Annotated in this window: 15 protein-coding genes; 3 read left to right on the top strand and 12 right to left on the bottom strand. The window is 63.1% G+C overall.

All coding sequences use genetic code 11. From position 1 onward, the window contains the following. Window positions 1-70: 70 nt before the first annotated feature. Window positions 71-1162: a hypothetical protein gene (locus tag K0B96_RS14270; protein WP_220161554.1), complete on the bottom strand. Its 1092-nt coding sequence runs from the start codon at window positions 1160-1162 to the stop codon at window positions 71-73. Window positions 1163-1173: 11 nt separating this feature from the next. Then, window positions 1174-1659, bottom strand: a complete 486-nt coding sequence (locus tag K0B96_RS14265; protein WP_220161553.1) for a VOC family protein — start codon at window positions 1657-1659, stop codon at window positions 1174-1176. Between the two features lie 231 nt (window positions 1660-1890). Here K0B96_RS14265 and K0B96_RS14260 point away from each other — a divergent pair, with 231 nt between their 5' ends. Further along, on the top strand, window positions 1891-2271 hold the full coding sequence (locus tag K0B96_RS14260) for a DUF3175 domain-containing protein (protein WP_220161552.1): 381 nt from the start codon (window positions 1891-1893) through the stop codon (window positions 2269-2271). Between the two features lie 145 nt (window positions 2272-2416). Here K0B96_RS14260 and K0B96_RS14255 read toward each other — a convergent pair whose 3' ends face one another. The 6 genes from K0B96_RS14255 to K0B96_RS14230 all read right to left on the bottom strand — a co-directional run bounded on the left by K0B96_RS14255 (window position 2417) and on the right by K0B96_RS14230 (window position 10254). Then, window positions 2417-4024, bottom strand: a complete 1608-nt coding sequence (locus K0B96_RS14255) for a type I restriction-modification system subunit M (RefSeq protein WP_220161551.1) — start codon at window positions 4022-4024, stop codon at window positions 2417-2419. After that, the gene (locus tag K0B96_RS14250) at window positions 4021-4455 is read right to left on the bottom strand and encodes a TA system VapC family ribonuclease toxin (protein ID WP_220161550.1); all 435 of its coding nucleotides are present in this window, start codon (window positions 4453-4455) and stop codon (window positions 4021-4023) included. Before K0B96_RS14250 ends, K0B96_RS14255 begins: the two co-directional genes overlap by 4 nt. Continuing rightward, window positions 4442-4702, bottom strand: a complete 261-nt coding sequence (locus K0B96_RS14245) for a hypothetical protein (protein WP_220161549.1) — start codon at window positions 4700-4702, stop codon at window positions 4442-4444. Before K0B96_RS14245 ends, K0B96_RS14250 begins: the two co-directional genes overlap by 14 nt. Window positions 4703-4794: 92 nt before the next feature. Next, window positions 4795-5799, bottom strand: coding sequence for a virulence RhuM family protein (locus K0B96_RS14240; RefSeq protein WP_220161548.1), 1005 nt, complete (start codon window positions 5797-5799; stop codon window positions 4795-4797). A 92-nt stretch (window positions 5800-5891) separates the two neighbouring features. Next, entirely contained in the window at window positions 5892-7196 is a 1305-nt protein-coding gene (locus K0B96_RS14235; protein WP_220161547.1) for a restriction endonuclease subunit S, read from the bottom strand. Beyond that, on the bottom strand, window positions 7186-10254 hold the full coding sequence (locus K0B96_RS14230) for a type I restriction endonuclease subunit R (RefSeq protein WP_345779934.1): 3069 nt from the start codon (window positions 10252-10254) through the stop codon (window positions 7186-7188). Before K0B96_RS14230 ends, K0B96_RS14235 begins: the two co-directional genes overlap by 11 nt. A 392-nt stretch (window positions 10255-10646) precedes the next feature. On the opposite strand from K0B96_RS14230, the gene K0B96_RS14225 reads away from it, so the two are divergent. Further along, a complete protein-coding gene (locus tag K0B96_RS14225; RefSeq protein WP_220161545.1) occupies window positions 10647-11657 on the top strand; it encodes a hypothetical protein in 1011 nt (336 codons plus the stop codon). A 408-nt stretch (window positions 11658-12065) separates the two neighbouring features. Here K0B96_RS14225 and K0B96_RS14220 read toward each other — a convergent pair whose 3' ends face one another. From K0B96_RS14220 to K0B96_RS14210, 3 genes are all read right to left on the bottom strand, one after another. Continuing rightward, the gene (locus K0B96_RS14220) at window positions 12066-14243 is read right to left on the bottom strand and encodes a M3 family metallopeptidase (protein ID WP_220161544.1); all 2178 of its coding nucleotides are present in this window, start codon (window positions 14241-14243) and stop codon (window positions 12066-12068) included. 185 nt (window positions 14244-14428) lie between these two features. Next, window positions 14429-14878 (bottom strand): NUDIX hydrolase, encoded by a 450-nt coding sequence (locus K0B96_RS14215; protein ID WP_220161543.1) that lies wholly within the window; start codon window positions 14876-14878, stop codon window positions 14429-14431. A gap of 40 nt (window positions 14879-14918) precedes the next feature. Beyond that, window positions 14919-15392 carry a PTS sugar transporter subunit IIA gene (locus tag K0B96_RS14210; protein ID WP_220161542.1) on the bottom strand — a complete coding sequence of 158 codons (474 nt, stop codon included), beginning with the start codon at window positions 15390-15392 and terminating at the stop codon, window positions 14919-14921. A gap of 81 nt (window positions 15393-15473) precedes the next feature. Between K0B96_RS14210 and K0B96_RS14205 the strand changes: the two genes are divergently transcribed. After that, a complete protein-coding gene (locus tag K0B96_RS14205; RefSeq protein ID WP_255558702.1) occupies window positions 15474-16262 on the top strand; it encodes a 3'-5' exonuclease in 789 nt (262 codons plus the stop codon). Here K0B96_RS14205 and K0B96_RS14200 read toward each other — a convergent pair. After that, complete coding sequence (locus tag K0B96_RS14200; RefSeq protein WP_220161541.1) at window positions 16255-16956, bottom strand: VTT domain-containing protein; 702 nt, start codon at window positions 16954-16956, stop codon at window positions 16255-16257. The two genes, K0B96_RS14205 and K0B96_RS14200, sit on opposite strands and share 8 nt — an antisense overlap. Between the last annotated feature and the right edge of the window lie 6 nt (window positions 16957-16962).

The following is a 16962-nucleotide window of genomic DNA, read 5'->3' as shown; positions in this document are numbered from 1 at the left end:
GTGGAGGTGACGGCGGGTGGCGGAGCGAGCTGAAGAGCAGGAGGGCCCGAGCATGAGTCGAGCGGACGAATCAGCTCGCGGGAGCTTCGGCAGGGTCGGCGTTGAGGAGCTCGCGGTAGATCGATTCCTTCACGTTGCGCTGCCAGCGTTCGTAGGAGGCGGGCGTGCGCGAACCGTCGGAATGCACTTCGTGATCATCGGGCGTGAGGGTGATGGTTTGATCGCTGATGACAGCAGTGACGCCGGCTTCCTTTTTGTCATCGCGATAGACGCCGACGACGCGATCGGGCGCATCGGAGACAACCATCCAGCGACGCGCCTTCAAGCCGTTGAGCACGGCGAGGTGGGCTTGCGTGCGGGTGATGCCGTGCGGGATTTCCAAGGTGTTGCCTTCGGGGAGCCACGACTTCGCTCGATTCGGCGCGAAGATGAAACTCTTCGCGGCCGACTGCTGGCGGGCCTCCGGAGCGGTGGCCAGGCCGGCTTTCGTGAGCAGTGGCGGAATGGCGTCTTTGAATAACTCGTGCCAGCCGAGCAGGAGGTGACGTTGCTCGCGCGCGGAATAAGCGGACCAGGTGTCGTGCCAGTCGAGGTGGGGCACTTCGCGAGCGGATTCCTGGCGGTCGACGGCGGTGAATTGGCCAGTGCGGCAGTCGAAGGCGCGCAATGCAAACACGCCGTAGACCTGACTCCGTTTCATACCAAATACTTCGCGCCGATAGAGACCCACGTCGTCGAGGAGCATGCTGGTGCGGTAAAGCCAGTCCGGCGCGTCGGTGGAGGTAAGCACCAGAATGAGGTCGACCTGCCACTCGCGTCCGAGCGCGGCGAGGCGTTCGGCCAAAGCTGGATTGGCGGCGGCCGACTCCGGAGAGGGCGGAGGCAAACCGACGTCGCGGCCGTTCGCAGTTTTGATTTGGCGCGTAAGCGAAGCCTGAGCCACGGCGAGAGCTTCAGCGTTGGCGTCGAAACCGGTGTCGGCGTCCCACTGTTTGTTCTGAAACGCGGTCGTGCCCACGCTCATCATCGTTTGCGTGGGCGCGAAATCGGTGACGAGGGCGATATGACCGGAAGCGGGAATGACTTCGCGAGTCGAGGGCAGCGTGGAGCAGCCGCCCAACACAAGGCCGGCGAGGGGCAGGACGAGGGCGAGGCGTTTCATCGCGAAAGGGTTCAGCCGCGGCGGGCGGCTTCGATTTTGGCGATGTCGATTTTGCCCATCTCCATCATGGCTTCGAAGGCTCGTCTGGCTTCCGCGCCGCCGGCAGTGAAGGCGTCGGTGAGCACGCGGGGAGTGATCTGCCAGGAAAGGCCCCAGCGGTCTTTGCACCAACCGCAGGCGCTTTCCTGGCCGCCGTTGGCGACGATGGCGTTCCAATAGCGATCGGTTTCCTCCTGCGTGTCGGTGGCGATTTGAAACGAAAAGGCTTCGGAGTGCGGGAAGGCCGGACCGCCGTTGAGGCCGAGACAGGGAATGCCGCAGACGGTGAACTCGACCGTGAGGATATCGCCCGCCTTGCCCGACGGATAATCGCCGGGCGCCTGATGGACGGCGGTGACTTGGCTGTCGGGGAAGGTGGCGGCGTAAAAGCGTGCGGCGTCGAGCGCGTCTTTATCGAACCAGAGGCAGATGGTGTTTTTGGGATGGGGCGTGGGCATGCGCAAAAATTTGCGCGCGAAAAAGAGGCTCTGGCGAGAACGGTTTTCAGGCGGTGCCGCAGGGGGCGTGGAGAGCGAAGTGGGAGGGCGGCGACGTGCCGGCGGCGAAGGAAGGCGGCGAACGAGCGAAGCAGCAGGCGAGAAATCGCAGGTGCGGCCCGAGGGGGGAAATCAGGGAATGTCGGGCGCGGAGCGGGCTTGCGCGAGGACGGTGGAGCGAAAAGTTGTCCGATGAAAACGACTCGAAAGTCTACCGGTTCATCGTCGCGTCGGGGTGCGTCCGCGAGCAAGGGCCGTGCGCCGGCGAAACGGCGGGCGGCGAAACGTCGGACGCCGCGCGACGGGCGGAAGTGGTCGGCGAAGGTCACGCGCACGAGCGATGCGATGACGCTCGAGAAGGATATTTTCAAAAGCAACGACCCGAAGAAGATCGCGCGGTCGGTGAAGCGATCGTCGGAACACAGTCATCGGCGGAAGACGAATCCTTACCGCTCGGCGGTTTCGATGATCAGCTTTTTCGAAAATCGGGCGGGCTCGAATCTCTCGGCGTCCAAACGGCGCACGCTGCAGGCGGCGAAGCAGGAATTGAAGAAGGCGTTTCACCGCGAGTGAGGGCGGCGAGTCTGCGAGGGAGGCGAGGGATGCGGAAGCGATGTCGGCGAGAAATCACTTCGTCGACGGCGGCTTCGGCCACGTGTGCGTTGCAGATCTGTCGTTTCGCTCAGCACATTTCGGGCGTTGGCGTGCCTGAGCTGGCTTACGGCAGGGTCGGCAGGCCGAGCTCCTTGAGGTAGTCGTTGTGTTTTTCGGTCGCGGCTCGGATTTTCGTGTCCAAGCCGAGCAGTTCGCTGTGGACCGTTGCGAGGTCGATTTCCTCGTCGGCGGTCGCCGTGCTGATGTAGCGGGAGATGTTTAGGTTGAACTCGTTCTTCTCGATCTCGGCCATCTCCACCCGGCGGGAATAGCGGGGCTCTTCTTTCCGAAACTTGTAGGTCTCGATGATCTTGGCGATGTGCTCCGGCGTGAGTTGGTTCTGGCGTTTGCCTTTTACGAAGTGCTCGGCGGCGTTGATGAAGAGCACGTCGTCGGGCTTCTTGCACTTTTTGAGGACGAGGATGCAGACCGGGATGCCCGTGGAATAAAAGAGGTTCGCGGGCAGGCCGATGACGGTGTCGATGTGGCCGTCTTTGAGCAGCTTGGTGCGGATGCGTTCTTCGGCACCGCCACGGAAGAGCACGCCGTGGGGCAGGATGATGGCCATCACGCCTTCGTCTTTGAGGTAGTGGAAGCCGTGGAGGAGGAAGGCGAAGTCGGCGGCGGACTTGGGGGCGAGGCCGTGGTTCTTGAACCGAACGTCGTCACCCAGGGCGTCGGTTGGCTCCCAGCGGTAGCTGAAGGGCGGATTGGCGACGATGGCGTCGAAGCTGGGTTTTTTCGCAGGGTTCAGCTCGCGGAGGATGTCCCACTCGTTGGTGAGGGTGTCGCCGTGGTAGATTTCGAACTCCGTATCCTTCACCCCGTGCAGCAGCATGTTCATGCGGGCGAGGTTGTAGGTGGTGATGTTCTTTTCCTGACCGTAGATCTTGCCGATGCCTTGCGGGCCCATGCGCTTGCGGACGTTGAGCAGCAGGGAGCCGGAGCCGCAGGCGAAATCGAGCACGCTTTCGAGGCGCTTCTTGGGGCCTTGGTCGGGAGATTGGCTGTCGAGCGTGACGATGGTGGAGAGGATGTCGGAAATCTGCTGCGGGGTGTAGAATTCGCCCGCCTTCTTGCCGGACCCGGCGGCGAACTGGCCGATCAGGTATTCGTAGGCATCGCCCAGCGCGTCGATGTCGGTGGAGAACTCGTTCAGGCCCTCGGCGATTTTCTGGATGATGGTGCAGAGCTTGGCGTTTCGGTCGGCATAGACCTTGCCGAGTTTGGGCGAAGCGAGATCGATCTCGGAAAAGAGGCCTTCAAAGGTGCTCTCGAAGGATTCGTCCTGGATGTATTTGAAGCCCGCTTGGAGCGTGTTGAGCAGCTCCGGGTTTTGGGTACGGGCCATGCCGGCGATGCTGTTCCAGAGATGCGCGGGCTGGATGACGTAGTGAACCTTGCGGCGCATCTGCTTCTCGAAGGCGGGGATGTCGTCCGGGTTGTTGGCATACCACAGGGCCAGCGGCACGCGGCGGTCGTCGGCCGGCAGCGCGGGATAGTCTTTGCCGAGTTCCTTCTTGGCCGCCGTCTCGTAATTATCCGAGAGATAGCGCAGGAAGAGGAAGGACAGCATGTAGTCGCGGAAGTCGTCCGCATCCATCGCCCCGCGCAGTTGGTCGGCGATGCCCCAGAGGGTGGAGCCCAGCTTCTTTTGGTTGGTGTCGGTCATGGGCGCAGATGGAGCAGATCGAGATCGGGGAAGGTGGTGAAATCCGAGTCGAAGGAGACGACGCGGGCACCGGCAGACGAGGCGAGCGCGGCGATCCAAGCGTCCGTCCAACGGTGGGCGGGAAAATCCGGGATGCGGCTCCAAAGTTCGAAGCGTTTTTCGGCGGCGAGGGAATCTTCGGCGAAACAGACCTCGGGCAGGACGGTGAAGGCTTGGTAAGCATCCCACGCCTCGACGGGGGTGAAAGGCGCTCCGTGCATCACCCGCGAGTTGGTGAGCAGGCGGAGCAGGCCGAGCATGGTCACGCGGCAAAAGGCGATTTCGGCGGCGGCTTCGTGTTCCCAGTAGCGGCGGGCGCGGACGTGGTGCGCGTGGTCCGGGTCGATGAGAGCGAGCCAGAGGTTGAGGTCGGGAACGTCAATTGCCGCCATGGGCATCCTCGGCGACGAGCAGGGCGTCGATTTCGCGGTTGGAAAGGGCGGGGTGGGCGACGCCCGTGGCCTTGCGGATTACGGGCAAGGGGCTGCGGGGGCGGGCTTCGGCTTGGGCGGCGGCGGTCTGGGCGAGGCCGGTCTGGAGGATTTCGGCGACGAAGTCCTTGAGCAGCACACCGCGCAGGGCGGACCGGGCCTTGAGTTCACGAAAAAGCGGATCGGGCAGATCAAGGGTGGTTCGCATAAAAGCATTTTTATGCGAAAGTGCTCCGAAGGGAAGTTTCAAGTGAGAAAAACGGAGGGTTGGAGGTGGCTCTTTTTCTAAATTCCCAATTCTCACTTCTTTTCCCGGCGTTTAATCTTGGTTTCCAGCGCTTTGAGTTCGGCCTCGTCTTGCTGGTCGGCTTCGATGGCCTCCTGCTTTTTGCGGTCTTGATCGAACCTGAGGTAAAGCTCGCCGGTGTGCGCTTCCATCTGCTCGTGGCTGATGGACCCCGTGTGGGTGAGAAGCGGAAAACCGTTGGAGGTGATGATCTGGTCCACGTTCTGTTTCCAGAAACTCATGCGCGTCTCCTGCTTGTTCTTGGCCCGCAGTTCGGCGGTTTCCAGGAAGATGACGACGAGGCGGTTCAGGGTGTCGATTTCGTCCTCGGTCAGGTAGTTCTTGGCCACGACGATGTCCGCCTTACGCACTTGGTCGCCCTTCCAGGCGAGCAGGCCGAAATGGGGATCGGCGGGATTCGCCCGTGCGGTGATGAGCTCCGCCGCAGTTTGCCGGGTGACGGCGTAGAGCAGGACGTTTTGGACGGTGGCGAAAAACTGCTGGGTGGTGCGGTCGGTCTTGTCGTAGTCGGTGCAGAGGGTGAAGAGATCGCGGACTTTTTGGTAAAACCGCTTTTCCGAGGCGCGGATGTCGCGGATGCGCGCGAGCATCTCGTCGAAGTGGTCCGGGCGGCCGTCGGGATTTTTGAGCCGCTCGTCGTCCATGGCGAAGCCCTTGGTCAGGTATTCCTTCAGGATGGTGGAGGCCCAGCGGCGGAACTGGACACCGCGCGGGGAACGGACGCGATAGCCGACGGCGAGGATGGCATCGAGATTGTAGAGCGCGACCGGGCGCTGCACCTCGCGACCACCCTCGATTTGAACTACCGAGGATTCCTCGGTAGTTGCCTCGCGGACGAGTTCGCCGTCCTCGTAGATGTTCTTGAGGTGCAGGCCGATATTGTCGGTGCTGACGTCAAAGAGTTGGGCCATCTCCCGCTGGCTCAGCCAGACGGTTTGGTCTTTGGCGCGGAGCTGGATGCGGCTTTTGCCGTCTTCGGTGGTGTATAAAATTAACATTTTATAGAAGTGAGAATTTTGAAGTGAGAAGTGAGAAAACGGAGGGCGGGGCGTTGTGTTTTTCTAAATCCCCAATTCCCAATTCTCACTTCTCAATTCCCACTTCCTGCCCCCGCAGGGAACAGCTGCTGCATCAGGCCTTGCTTGTGGGTCTTGAGGGCTTCGAGCGTTTGGGTTTGCGCGGCGATGAGGTCGTCGAGGCGGGTCAGGCAGTCAGCGATGCGTTGTTGTTCGGGGAGCGATGGGACCGAAACCATCAAGTCCTTTTTGAAAGTCGTCGGGTTGATGTTCGCTTGGCTGACGCTTGGCTTTGCGAACGACCTTATCCGCGACTGATACAGCGGCGTGTTCAGCATCGAGTTGCAAAACGAAGGGTCGATTCGCTTTTTGTTCAGGCGATACGAGACGATGTAGGAGGCAGTCATGCACTCCGACTTGAGCTGGAAGAGCGAAATCTTTCCGACCAGCGCAGGACTATTGGTTCTATTGAGAAGAATATCTCCGTTCTCTAATCGGAACGATTCAAATGATTCGGCATCCAAATCGAGATAGACCAAGTTTGTGAAATCCAAGCCGCCGTCCACCATGTTTCCCATGCGGAGGACCGGATACCTTCCTGCCGGTGAAGTTGAACTGGACGTGCCGTAGAAGGACTTCGTTACAAACTGCTCAAATGGTTGCGTCTCCCACTCCCCAGCGTTTTGGAATTCGGGGAAACGGAGGCGGGGTTGGGTTTCGCCTTCGCGGGGGAAAAGCTGCTGCATTAGCCCTTTTTTATGGGTCTTGAGCGCGTCCAGTTTCCGCGCTTGCGCGGCGATCAGCTCGTCCACCGAACTCAGGCACTCGGCGATTTTTTGTTGTTCGGCGGGATGCGTAGGAAGCGGGAGACGGCCAGACAGGAAGGTCGTGTTTGTGATCTGAAGTGTATTCTTCGCACCCTTTTGGCAAAGCGGCGAAAGGAAGTCCTTCGACCGATTTGGTGATTCAAAATAGGCCTCGATCATCAAACCCAGGTGCGGGTTGGGCGGCGTGAACACACCGTAAAGAGGAGAGAGGGCGACCTCCCCGTCGAACTTGCATTGCTTGACGATGCCAAAGGGAAAGGCCTTCAACGGGCTTTTTGTGTAAACCACATCAAAGCGCCGCCCGATAGTGTAGTGCGAAGTATCAGCTGCTGCGAAACTGCGGCCCAAGAGTTCGATTTGGTTGACGATGCCGAATTCCATCGAGACCGAGAAAACATCCCGGCCTGCGGTGTTCTTGAGTTTATGTTCCTTTAGAACCTTCGACAGCGGCTCATACACCCACGGATCTTTGAATCCGGGAAACCGCAGCTGCGGAACCAGCGTGGGCGTTGCGACTTTCTGTGTGGCGGCGGTTTTCGTCTTACTGCTCATACGCGCTGAGTCCTGAGATGTCGCGGCCACCGGCGCGTTTGGTGAGGAGGGGGAGCAGGTCGGCCATGAGGGCGAGTTCGGCCTGGGTGCGGGCTTTCCAGCCGAGGTCGAGCGGAGCCATGAGATCGCTCAGGTGCTCGCCGTCGAAGATCATGCGGGTGAGGATGCCGTCCACGAAGGTTTGCAGGGCGGCGGGGGCGAGGGCGTGTTTTTGCGCGATGGCGGCGAGTTCGGCGGCGTCTTTCTCGGCTTTGAAGCGGGTGTAGCCGTCGCGGATGGCGTCTTCGCCGAGGCCTTTGACCTCTTTGAGCGAGTCGATGTAAGCGACGATGTCGTCGCTTTGATCCATGAGGTTGGACTGGCCGCGTATGAGGGCGACGAGTTCGTCGCGGCTCATCTTAACTTTGCCAGTCGTCTGACCGGCAAACCTGGCGATGAGGCCCATGATGTAGTCGTAATCAATGACGGCGGAGGCGAAGAGCACGAACTCGAAGTCGATCTGGGCCACGGGATCGTCGGCGTCTGCTTTGCCGCCCGTGGTTTTGCCCTGCTGCTCTTTGAGTTTCTTGGCGGTTTCCAGATACTGGCCTTTAAAACCGCGCAGACTTTCATCCGGCAGCACCTGCTCGATGGCGGCTTTGTTTTCTTCGGTCAGGTCGGTGTATTGATCGAGCTGGGTTTTGAGCCGCTGGACTTCCTTGAAACGCTCAATAAAAACTGTCTTGGCGGCATCGCCCTTCAGGTTGGCGACGGAGGAGGGCGCGCAGTCGAGGCCCTGCGACTTCATGAAGGCGTCGAGCTTTTGCACGGCGGCGGCAAGTTTCTCGATGACCACGGGGGCCTTGTCCACGAGCCAGATTTCGCGGGCCTGCTGGCCGGTCTTTTCGCCGGAGAAGAGGGCGATGGCGGCATCGACGGCGTCCTGCTGCTGGCGGAAGTCGAGGATGTTGCCGTAGGGCTTGGTGGCGTTGAGCACGCGGTTGGTGCGGGAGAAGGCCTGGATCAAGCCGTGGTGCTTGAGGTTCTTGTCCACGTAGAGCGTGTTCAGGTATTTGGAATCAAAGCCGGTGAGCAGCATGTCCACCACGATGGTAACGTCGATTTTCTGCGCGGCGGGGTAGTCGGAGTTGGGCCACTGCTGGTCTTTGATGCGCTTCTGGACGTCCTGATAGTAGAGATCGAACTCGGAGATGCGGTGATTGGTGCCGTAGCGGGTGTTGTAGTCGGCGAGGATGGCCTTGAGGGCGTCCTTTTTCTGGTCGGGCTCGACCTCGTTGTCGGCCTGCTCCTGCGGCAGATCTTCCTGGATCTGCTTCACATCGGGATCGCCCTCGGCGGGCGGGGAGAAGACGCAGGCGATATTGAGCGGTTTATAATCGGGATCGGCCTTCTGTTTCTCGGCCTGCAGGGTGGCGAACAACGCGTGGTATTCGATGGCGTCGTTGATGGAGGAGGTGGCGAGGAGGGCGTTGAAGCGGCGTCCGCCGGTGGCGGTGTCGTGTTTTTGGAGGATGGCCTCGATGACGGCGCGTTTGGCGAGGGCTGGGAGCGCCGAGCCTGGGAGCGCCGACGTCCTCGTCGGCTCCGAGCTCGAACCTGCCGACGGGGACGTCGGCGTTCCCGGGGTGTAGTAATCGACGTGGAAGCGGAGGACGTTTCCATCCTCGATGGCGTGGGTGATGGTGTAGGCGTGGAGACGTTTCTGGAAGAGGTCTTCCGTGGTCTTCATGGAGGCCTGGGTGTCCTCGATCTTCTGCTGGGCGGCGTTTTCCTCGAAGATGGGCGTGCCGGTGAAGCCGAAGAGCTGGGCGCGGGGGAAGAATTCTTTGATGGCCCGGTGGTTCTCGCCGAACTGGGAGCGGTGGCACTCGTCGAAGATGAAGGCGATGCGCTGGTCGCGCAGCGGGGCGAGCATCTCCTTGTAGGTGGGCTGGTCGTTCTTTTTCCGCTGCTGGTTGCGCTTGCTGGTCTCGTCGAGGGCGAGGCCGAGCTTCTGGATGGTGGTGACGATGACCTTGTCGGCGTAGTCCTCGGAAAGCAGGCGGCGCACGAGGGCGGCGGTGTTGGTGTTTTCCTCAACACAGCCTTCCTGGAAGCGGTTGAACTCCTCGCGCGTCTGCCGGTCGAGGTCCTTGCGATCCACGACGAAGAGGCACTTGGCGAGGTCGGGATTGTCCTTGAGGAGGGTGGCGGCCTTGAAGGAGGTGAGGGTCTTGCCGCTGCCCGTGGTGTGCCAGATGAAGCCGTTGCCGCTGTCCTGCTGGATGCAGGTGACGAGGTGCTTTACCGCATAGACCTGATACGGACGCATCATGAGCAGCTTCTGCTCGCTCTGGATGAGCACCATGTAGCGGCTGATGGTGTGGCCGAGGGTGCATTTCACCAGGAAGGTGGCGGCGAAGTCGTCGAGGTGGGTGATCTTTTTGTTGGCCTCGTCGGCGAACTGGTAGATGGGCAGGAAACGCTCGTCCTGATTAAAGGAGAAATGGCGGGCGTTGTTGTTGGCGAAGTAGTAGGTGCTGTCGCGGTTGCTGACGATGAAGAGCTGGAGGAAGCACAGGAGCGTCTTGGTGTAGCCGTTGCCGGGGTCGTTCTTGTAATCGACGATCTGCTCCATGGCCCGGCGCGGATGGATGCCAAGGGTCTTCAGCTCGATCTGCACGCAGGGCACGCCATTGATGAGGAGCAGGATGTCGTAGCGGTGGTGGCTGTAGTCGGTGTTGATGCGGAGCTGGTTGACGACCTCGAAGGTGTTTTTGCACCAGTCCTTGATGTTGACCAAGGTGTAGTTGAGCGGCGTGCCGTCGTCGCGGGTGAAGGCGTTGATCTGGCGGAGAGTCTTGGCGGCGGTGAAGACATCGGGCGTGACGATCTCTTCGAGCAGGCGGGCGAACTCGGCGTCGGTGAGGCGGACGCGGTTGAGGGCCTCGAACTTTTCGCGGAAGTTGGCTTCGAGTGAGGCGCGGTCGTGGATATCGGGACGGTCGGTGTATTTGAGGTCGCGCAGCTTTTGGATGAACAGGTCTTCGATGTCCTGCTCGTGGACGGCGCTGGGAATTTTCTCTGCGACTTCCTCGTAGGTCGGGTTGGAAGAAGGAGCTGAATGGCCTGCAGAAGGAGTTGGGGTCACGGCGAAGCGGCGAGGGTGAAAATAAGAATTCCCCGTTCACGGAGGAGGGAGCGGGCCGATGGGGTTTTTGTGGGCGCTCGGATAGCGGGGCAAGGGCGGAGTCGAGCGCGGAGGAATGGCGGAGGGCTGAGAGGGCAGGCTTATGTAAAACGGCGGGCGCGGGCGAAACGTCGTCGGGCCGAAGTAAGATTCCGAGAGCGCTCCCAGATGAGGGCGAGTGGGCGGAGTCGTGAATCGGCGGCGGCGGGGGGGAATTTCGGGGGCGTTTGACCGGGAAGACCTTATGTTACGCGGGGCGGAAAGGGTTTATCGTCGCGGGCGTGAATACTCGGCTCAAACGTTGGGGGTGGGGCGGCGTGGTGCTTTGCGGCTGGCTCTGTTTCAGCGGCGGCTTGCGGGCGCAGGAGTTGTCGTTCCTGGGTGGCGTGGGCACGCGCGATGAGGGCAAGCCATTCGGCGGCACGTGGCAGGTGGATTACCGGCAGGATTTCGCGCGGCATTGGGCGGCTTCGATCGCCTACATCAACGAGGGTCACGTGCCGGGCCATCATCGCGATGGCAACGCGGCGCAGCTTTGGGTGCGGTGGCCGTTGTTTAACGAACGGATCGCGCTCGAGGCGGGCGCGGGCGCCGACTATTATTACGACACCCAAAGGGGCGCGGGGGGCGGGTCCGTGGATGAGCACGGCGTGGCGCCGATCTACAGCGTGTCGGCCACGGGCTATTTTTCGCCGCGGGTGTTTTATCGCGTGCTGGTGAATCGGGTGGATCCGGCGCACGGGCTGGCGTTGACGACCGCGACGGTGGGCGTGGGGGTGTGGCTCGGGGAGGGGCGCAGGCCGCGCGGGGCGAAGCCGGACTGGGTGTCGGCGGAGAAGGCGGAGGAAGCGACGCCGAACGAGTTGACGATTTTCGGCGGGCAGAGCGTGGTGAACACGTTTCTAAGCCCGTCCGCACGGGCGTGGGCGGCGGAATACCGGCGGGGGTTGAGTCCGCATTTCGATGCGACGGCGGGTTTCGTTTACGAAGGCGATCCGGAGATCACGCGGCGCAGCGGGCTGACCCTGCAAGGGTGGGTGGTGAATCATTTTTTTCAGGACCGGTTGAATGTCGGCGTGGGCCTCGGCCCGTATGTGTATATCGATCGCAAGCATCCGCGGGCGGGCGGGGCGGCGAATCCCGCGGCGATCTCACCGCTCGTGTCGGTGACGATGGGCGTGCGGGTGACGGGGCCGTGGTTGGTGCGGCTGACGTGGGATCGTGTGGTGACGACCTACAATCGCGACGCCGACGTGTTCCTGGCGGGCATCGGTTATCAGTGGGGCCGGTGACGAAGGCGGGCCGGGCGGGAGCGAAACCCCTGCCGCCGGAAGGCAGGATAACGGAAGGCGCCGATCGCACCGCAGGAATGCGTGCGTGACGATGAAGCGGAGGACGAAACGCGGACACTTTCCGCTACACCCGAGGAATCAGGGGAAGAGGAAAGCGGAGCGACGAGTGCCTCATCATTTCGCCGACGAGGATTTCTTGGGCGAATACTTCACCTGCGGCAGGCCTTTGAAATGGGGGGATCAGCGGCAGGAGGGCAAACGGACGGCGGACGGCAGACGTCGGACGACGGAGGAGGAACGAAACGCGGGCGCGTTTCGCGAGGAGAGGGACGGAGGGCGGGCGATCTGCAATAAAAAGGCCCGCTCGGGGGAGCGGGCCAGAGAGAGCGGGTGGAGGTGTGCCGCCAGTTATTCGGTTTTCGTCGCCGTCACGGGTTCGAGGCCGCGGCGTTTCAGGAGCGGCTCCACGTAGGGATCGCGGCCGGTGAAGTCGTGGAAGAGTTTCATCGCATCCACGCTGCCGCCGCGGGAGAGGAGCGTCGCGCGGAAGTGGTCGCCATTTTCGCGGGTGAGGCCGCCGTGTTGTTTGAACCATTCGACGCTGTCGGCATCGAGCACTTCGGCCCAGATGTAGGAGTAGTAACCGGCGGAGTAGCCGTTCTCGAACACGTGCGAGAAATACGTCGTGCGGTAGCGCGGGGGCACGGGTGCGAAGTCGACGCCGGCTTTCTTCAGCGCGGTGGCTTCAAACGCGAGCACGCCGTCGGCGGCGGGGGCCTGCGCGGGGGTGATCTGGTGCCACGCCTGATCGAGGATCGATGCGGCGAGGTATTCGGTGGTGGCGTAGCCCTGGTTGAATTTTTGCGTGGCGAGCAGTTTTTCGAGGAGCTCGGGCGGCATCGGCTCGCCGGTCTGGTAATGACGGGCGTAGTGCTTGAGGACTTCGGGCCACTTGGCCCACATCTCGTTCACTTGGGACGGGTATTCGACGAAGTCGCGCGGGACCTGGGTGCCGGAGAAGCGGGGATATTTTACGTGCGAGAACATGCCGTGCAGTGCGTGGCCGAACTCGTGGAACATCGTGGTGACCTCGTCGAACGTGAGCAGCGTGGGCTGGCCGTCGGAGGGCTTCGGGATGTTGAGGTGATTCGCGACGACGGCTTGGGTGCCGAGGAGGGTGGACTGCGCGACGTAGGCATTCATCCACGCGCCGCCGCGCTTGGAGGGGCGGGCGTAGTAATCACCGATGAAGAACGCGAGGAGGGAGCCGTCGGCGTCGTGGACTTCGAAGACACGGACGTCGGGTTGATAGACGGGGAGGTCCTTGCGTTCTTTGAAGGTGAGGCCGTAGAGGCGGTGGGCGGCGTAGAAGACGCCGTCGGTGAGCACGCGGTTGAGTTCGAAGTAGGGTTTGAGTTGCGACTCGTCGAAGGCGTAGCGCGCGGCGCGGACTTTTTCCGCGTAGAAATCCCAGTCGGCGGCGGTGACTTGGAAGCCGCCTTTGTCGCGGTCGATGATCTGCTGGATGTCGGCGGCTTCGCGGCGGGCGTTGGCGACGGCGGGCGGGGCGAGATCGGCGAGGAGTTTGTTGACGGTGCCGACGTCGTGCGCGGTCTGGTCTTCGAGCTGGTAGGCGGCGTGCGTGGGATAGCCGAGGAGGTTGGCGCGCTGGGCGCGGAGAAGAACGATGCGCGCGACGGTGGCGCGGTTGTCGTAATCGCCGCCGTGGCTGCCGCGGGCGAGGGACGCGGCCATGATTTTCTCGCGCAGCGGGCGGTCCTCGAGATCGGTGAGCGGCGGCTGGCCGGTGGTATTTTGCAGGCGGATGACGAACTCACCGGCGTGGCCATCGGCTTTCGCGGCGGCCTGGGTGGCGGCGATTTCGGCTTCGGACATGCCCGCGAGTTCATCGCGCGAGGCGACGGCGACGCTGGAGGCGTTTTTCTCTTTGAGGACGTTCTGGCTGAAAGTGGTCTGCAGCTCGGCGAGCTGGGCGTTCATCTGCTTGAGATGAACTTTGTCGGCATCGGAGAGCTGGGCGCCGGCGCGGACGAAGTCCTTGTAGGTGCGTTCGACGAGGCGGAGGGACTCGGGGTCGAGGCCGAGTTGGGCGCGCTGATTGTAAACGGCGGAAACGCGGGCGAAGAGTTTCGCGTTGAGATGAATGGCGTCGTTATGCGCGGCGAGCTTGGGCGCCATCTCGCGCTCGATGGCCTGGAGGGCGGGGTTGGTGTTGGCGCCGGCGAGATTCGAGAAGATGCGGTCAACGCGATCGAGCGTGCGGCCGGAGCGGTTGAGGGCGACGATGGTGTTGTCGAAAGTGGGAGCGGCGGAGGCGTTGGCGATGGCGTCCACTTCGCGCGATTCCTCGGCCATGCCGGCTTCGAAGGCGGGCGCGAAGTGTTCGTCCTTGATCAGGTCGAAGCGGGGAAACTGCAGCGGCAGCGTGCTGGGCTGGAGGAGGGGATTGGTGGCGGGCATGGGGGCGGTGCTGGCGGTATCGGCGGCGAAAGTCGCCGAGAACGCGAGCGGGAGGAGGAGCAGCGCGGCGCGAGCGGCCGGCGGGAACAGGGGGACAAGACGCATGGTGAGGATGGGGTCACGCACGGTTGCGATCGAGGTGTCGGTCGCGGACGAGCGTGAGGTTAAGAGAACCGCAGAGGCTGCGTCATAAATCGCGGAAGGCAAGGCGCGGGAAGCGGGCAGCGGCAGCCTGGTGTGGGACGAAAGAGGCGGGCGAACGCACACGTCCAGCGCGTCGGCGACGTTCTTCAGAGAGCCAGGGCGGAGAGCAGCGGGAGTTGGGAGCGGTGAAGCTTTTCGGCGGCGACGGGGAGGGGAAACCATGCGGCGCGGTCGATCTCGGGAAATTCCGCGAAACGTCCGGTGCGGGGCGGCCATTCGAGACGAAACGTGTTGCTCACGATCCGCGCCGGATCGCAGTCGCCGGGCGCTGACCAGGCGAGAAGGCGTTTGCCGCTGGAGAGCTTGATTTCGCCGAGGGGAGTAAACGGGCCGGGGGCGCGAAAGCCGGTTTCTTCGGTGAACTCGCGTTGCGCAGCGACGAGCGGGTCTTCGCCGGCGGCGCACTCGCCCTTGGGGATGGACCACGCGGCGGCGTCTTTTTTCGCCCAGAACGGGCCGCCGGGATGCACGAGGAAAACCTCACAACTTCCGGATCGCTGGCGGTGCAGGAGAATTCCGGCGCTGATGACGGGCATGGGCGCGGGAAAAAATCGGGCCGGTGCGCGGCGCCGCGAGTCAGGCGGCGAAGAGTTTCGCTTCGGCGGCGGCGAGGGCGGCGATGAACTCGGCGGGCGTGGCGGCGGTGAGCAGCGCGGTGCGATTCGCGGGGTCCTTCAAAATTTTGCAGAGAGTGCCGACCACTTGAAGGTAGGCGCCGGGATTGGCCTTCGGCGTGCCGAGCATGAACAGCAGGCGAATGGTCTCGTTGCTGTTTTCAAACACGATGCCCTGGTCGCTGCGGCCGACGGCGAGCACGATTTTTTTCACGTGGTCGGTGCGCGCGTGAGGGAGGGCGACGCCGTTGCCGAGGCTGGTGGTATCGAGCCGTTCGCGGGCGAGGAGTTCGTCGTAGAAGCCTTGGAAATGGGTCATCTCCGAATGGGCTTCGAGGAGGGCGGCGACCTCGTGCAGGGCGGCGGTGCGCTTGGTGCTTTGCACACCGAGCAGCACGCGGGAAGGGTCGAGGAGGGGAGTGATTACGCCAGCCATGCGGAGGGAAGAAGTGACGCGCGGGGCGAAGTGTTGGCAAGGGCGGAAACGAAACGGGGCGCCCGATAGCGGCGTCCGAACTTGTGCCCGCGCGCGCCGCCTGTTTTCACGAAGCATGGCTACCAAGCGAAACGAACCACGGCGGCGGCGGGGGCCGGCGCGGCGTGGGGCGGCGGGCACGGCGGAGGCGGGGCGGGCGTGAGCGCGTGGCGGGAGCAACGGGTGTTTTTCCTCGATTTCGAGGGGAGCGTAGGTTCGGGGATTCTGGAATTTGGCGTGGTGACGCTGGAGCAGGGGGAAATCACGGCGACGCGGACGCGGCTGTGCGCGGCGCGCGGCGCCGTGCGGCGGGAGGACACGGCGGTGCACGGGCTGGATGCGGCGCGCGTGGCGGGAGCGGCGCCGTTCAGCGCGGAGTGGGATTATTTTGCGGGGTTGCGGGAGGCGGGGCCGCTGGCGGCACATTACGCGGGCGCGGAAAACGCGTTGCTCAAGGCGGTGTGGCCGTATCCGCGGAGGTCGCCGGATTTTTCGCGCCCGGGGCAGAGCGTCGTCGAGTGGGGGCCGTGGTTGGATTCGGCGCGGCTGTTTGCGCATTTTTTTCCGCGGGCGGCATCGGGCCGGCTGGAGGATGTGGTGCGCGCGACAGGGGGGCAGGCGGAGCTGGACGCGTTGGCGGCGGCGCATTGTCCGGCGGAGCGGCGGCACTATCACGCGGCGCTTTACGATGCGCTGGCGGGGGCGTGGCTGTTGCGGGCGTTGGCGCGCGATCCCGAGACGGGGCGGTTGACGATGATGCAGATGCTGGCGTTGAGCACGCTGGACGCGGCGAAGCGCGAGGCGTTGCAACAAGGGGAGCTGTTCACGTGACGGCGGCGGGATGCGTGGCGGGGTGGGTGAGGCGGTAGCGTCGGCGCAGGCGCCAGAGGACGTAGGCGCACACGCTGAGCTTGACGACATAAACGCCGGCGAGGATCGCGAGGGTGCGGGCATCGGGGGAATCGGCGAGATCGCCCACGCAGAGGGCGACGTAAGAGCGCGCGACGTAAACGGGCAGGCAAATCCAGAAGTAGATGCGGAGCGGAACGCCGCTGAGGGCGAGCAGGTAATTGCGCACAAAGTAGGGCGGGCCGGGCACGAGCGCGCCCATGAGGGCGATGCCGGCATTTTCGCCTTCCGGGATGTGGGGCAGGTGCCGATGGCGGCGCGCGAGGAAGCGTTCGAGTGGCCCGCGTAAAAAGCTGCGCGCGATGAGGTGCGAGCCGAGCAGGTGGACGGCGGTGGCGCCGGCCACGAAGGCGCCGCCGACCAGCGGGCCGAAGCGCGCGCCGATCACGAGATAAAAGACGGTGATGGAAAAACCGGTGAGCGGAAGCAGGCAGAAAAGAACGAGGAGAAGCGGGGCGTTGAGCGCCTCGACCCAGGCGACGACCTCGTGCCAGTCGAGTTGCGTGCGCCACAACAGCGCGGCGATCGTGCCGAGCGCGAGGGCGCCGAAGACAATGGCCCACACGCGGGGCGCGCGGCGGGGCGGGCGGGAGGAAGGGGAGCGGGACGCGGACATGCGGAG

The sequence above is a fragment of the Horticoccus luteus genome (assembly GCF_019464535.1).
In the GTDB taxonomy this organism is placed as follows: domain Bacteria; phylum Verrucomicrobiota; class Verrucomicrobiia; order Opitutales; family Opitutaceae; genus Horticoccus; species Horticoccus luteus.
This window is presented reverse-complemented; position numbering and strand designations above follow the sequence as displayed.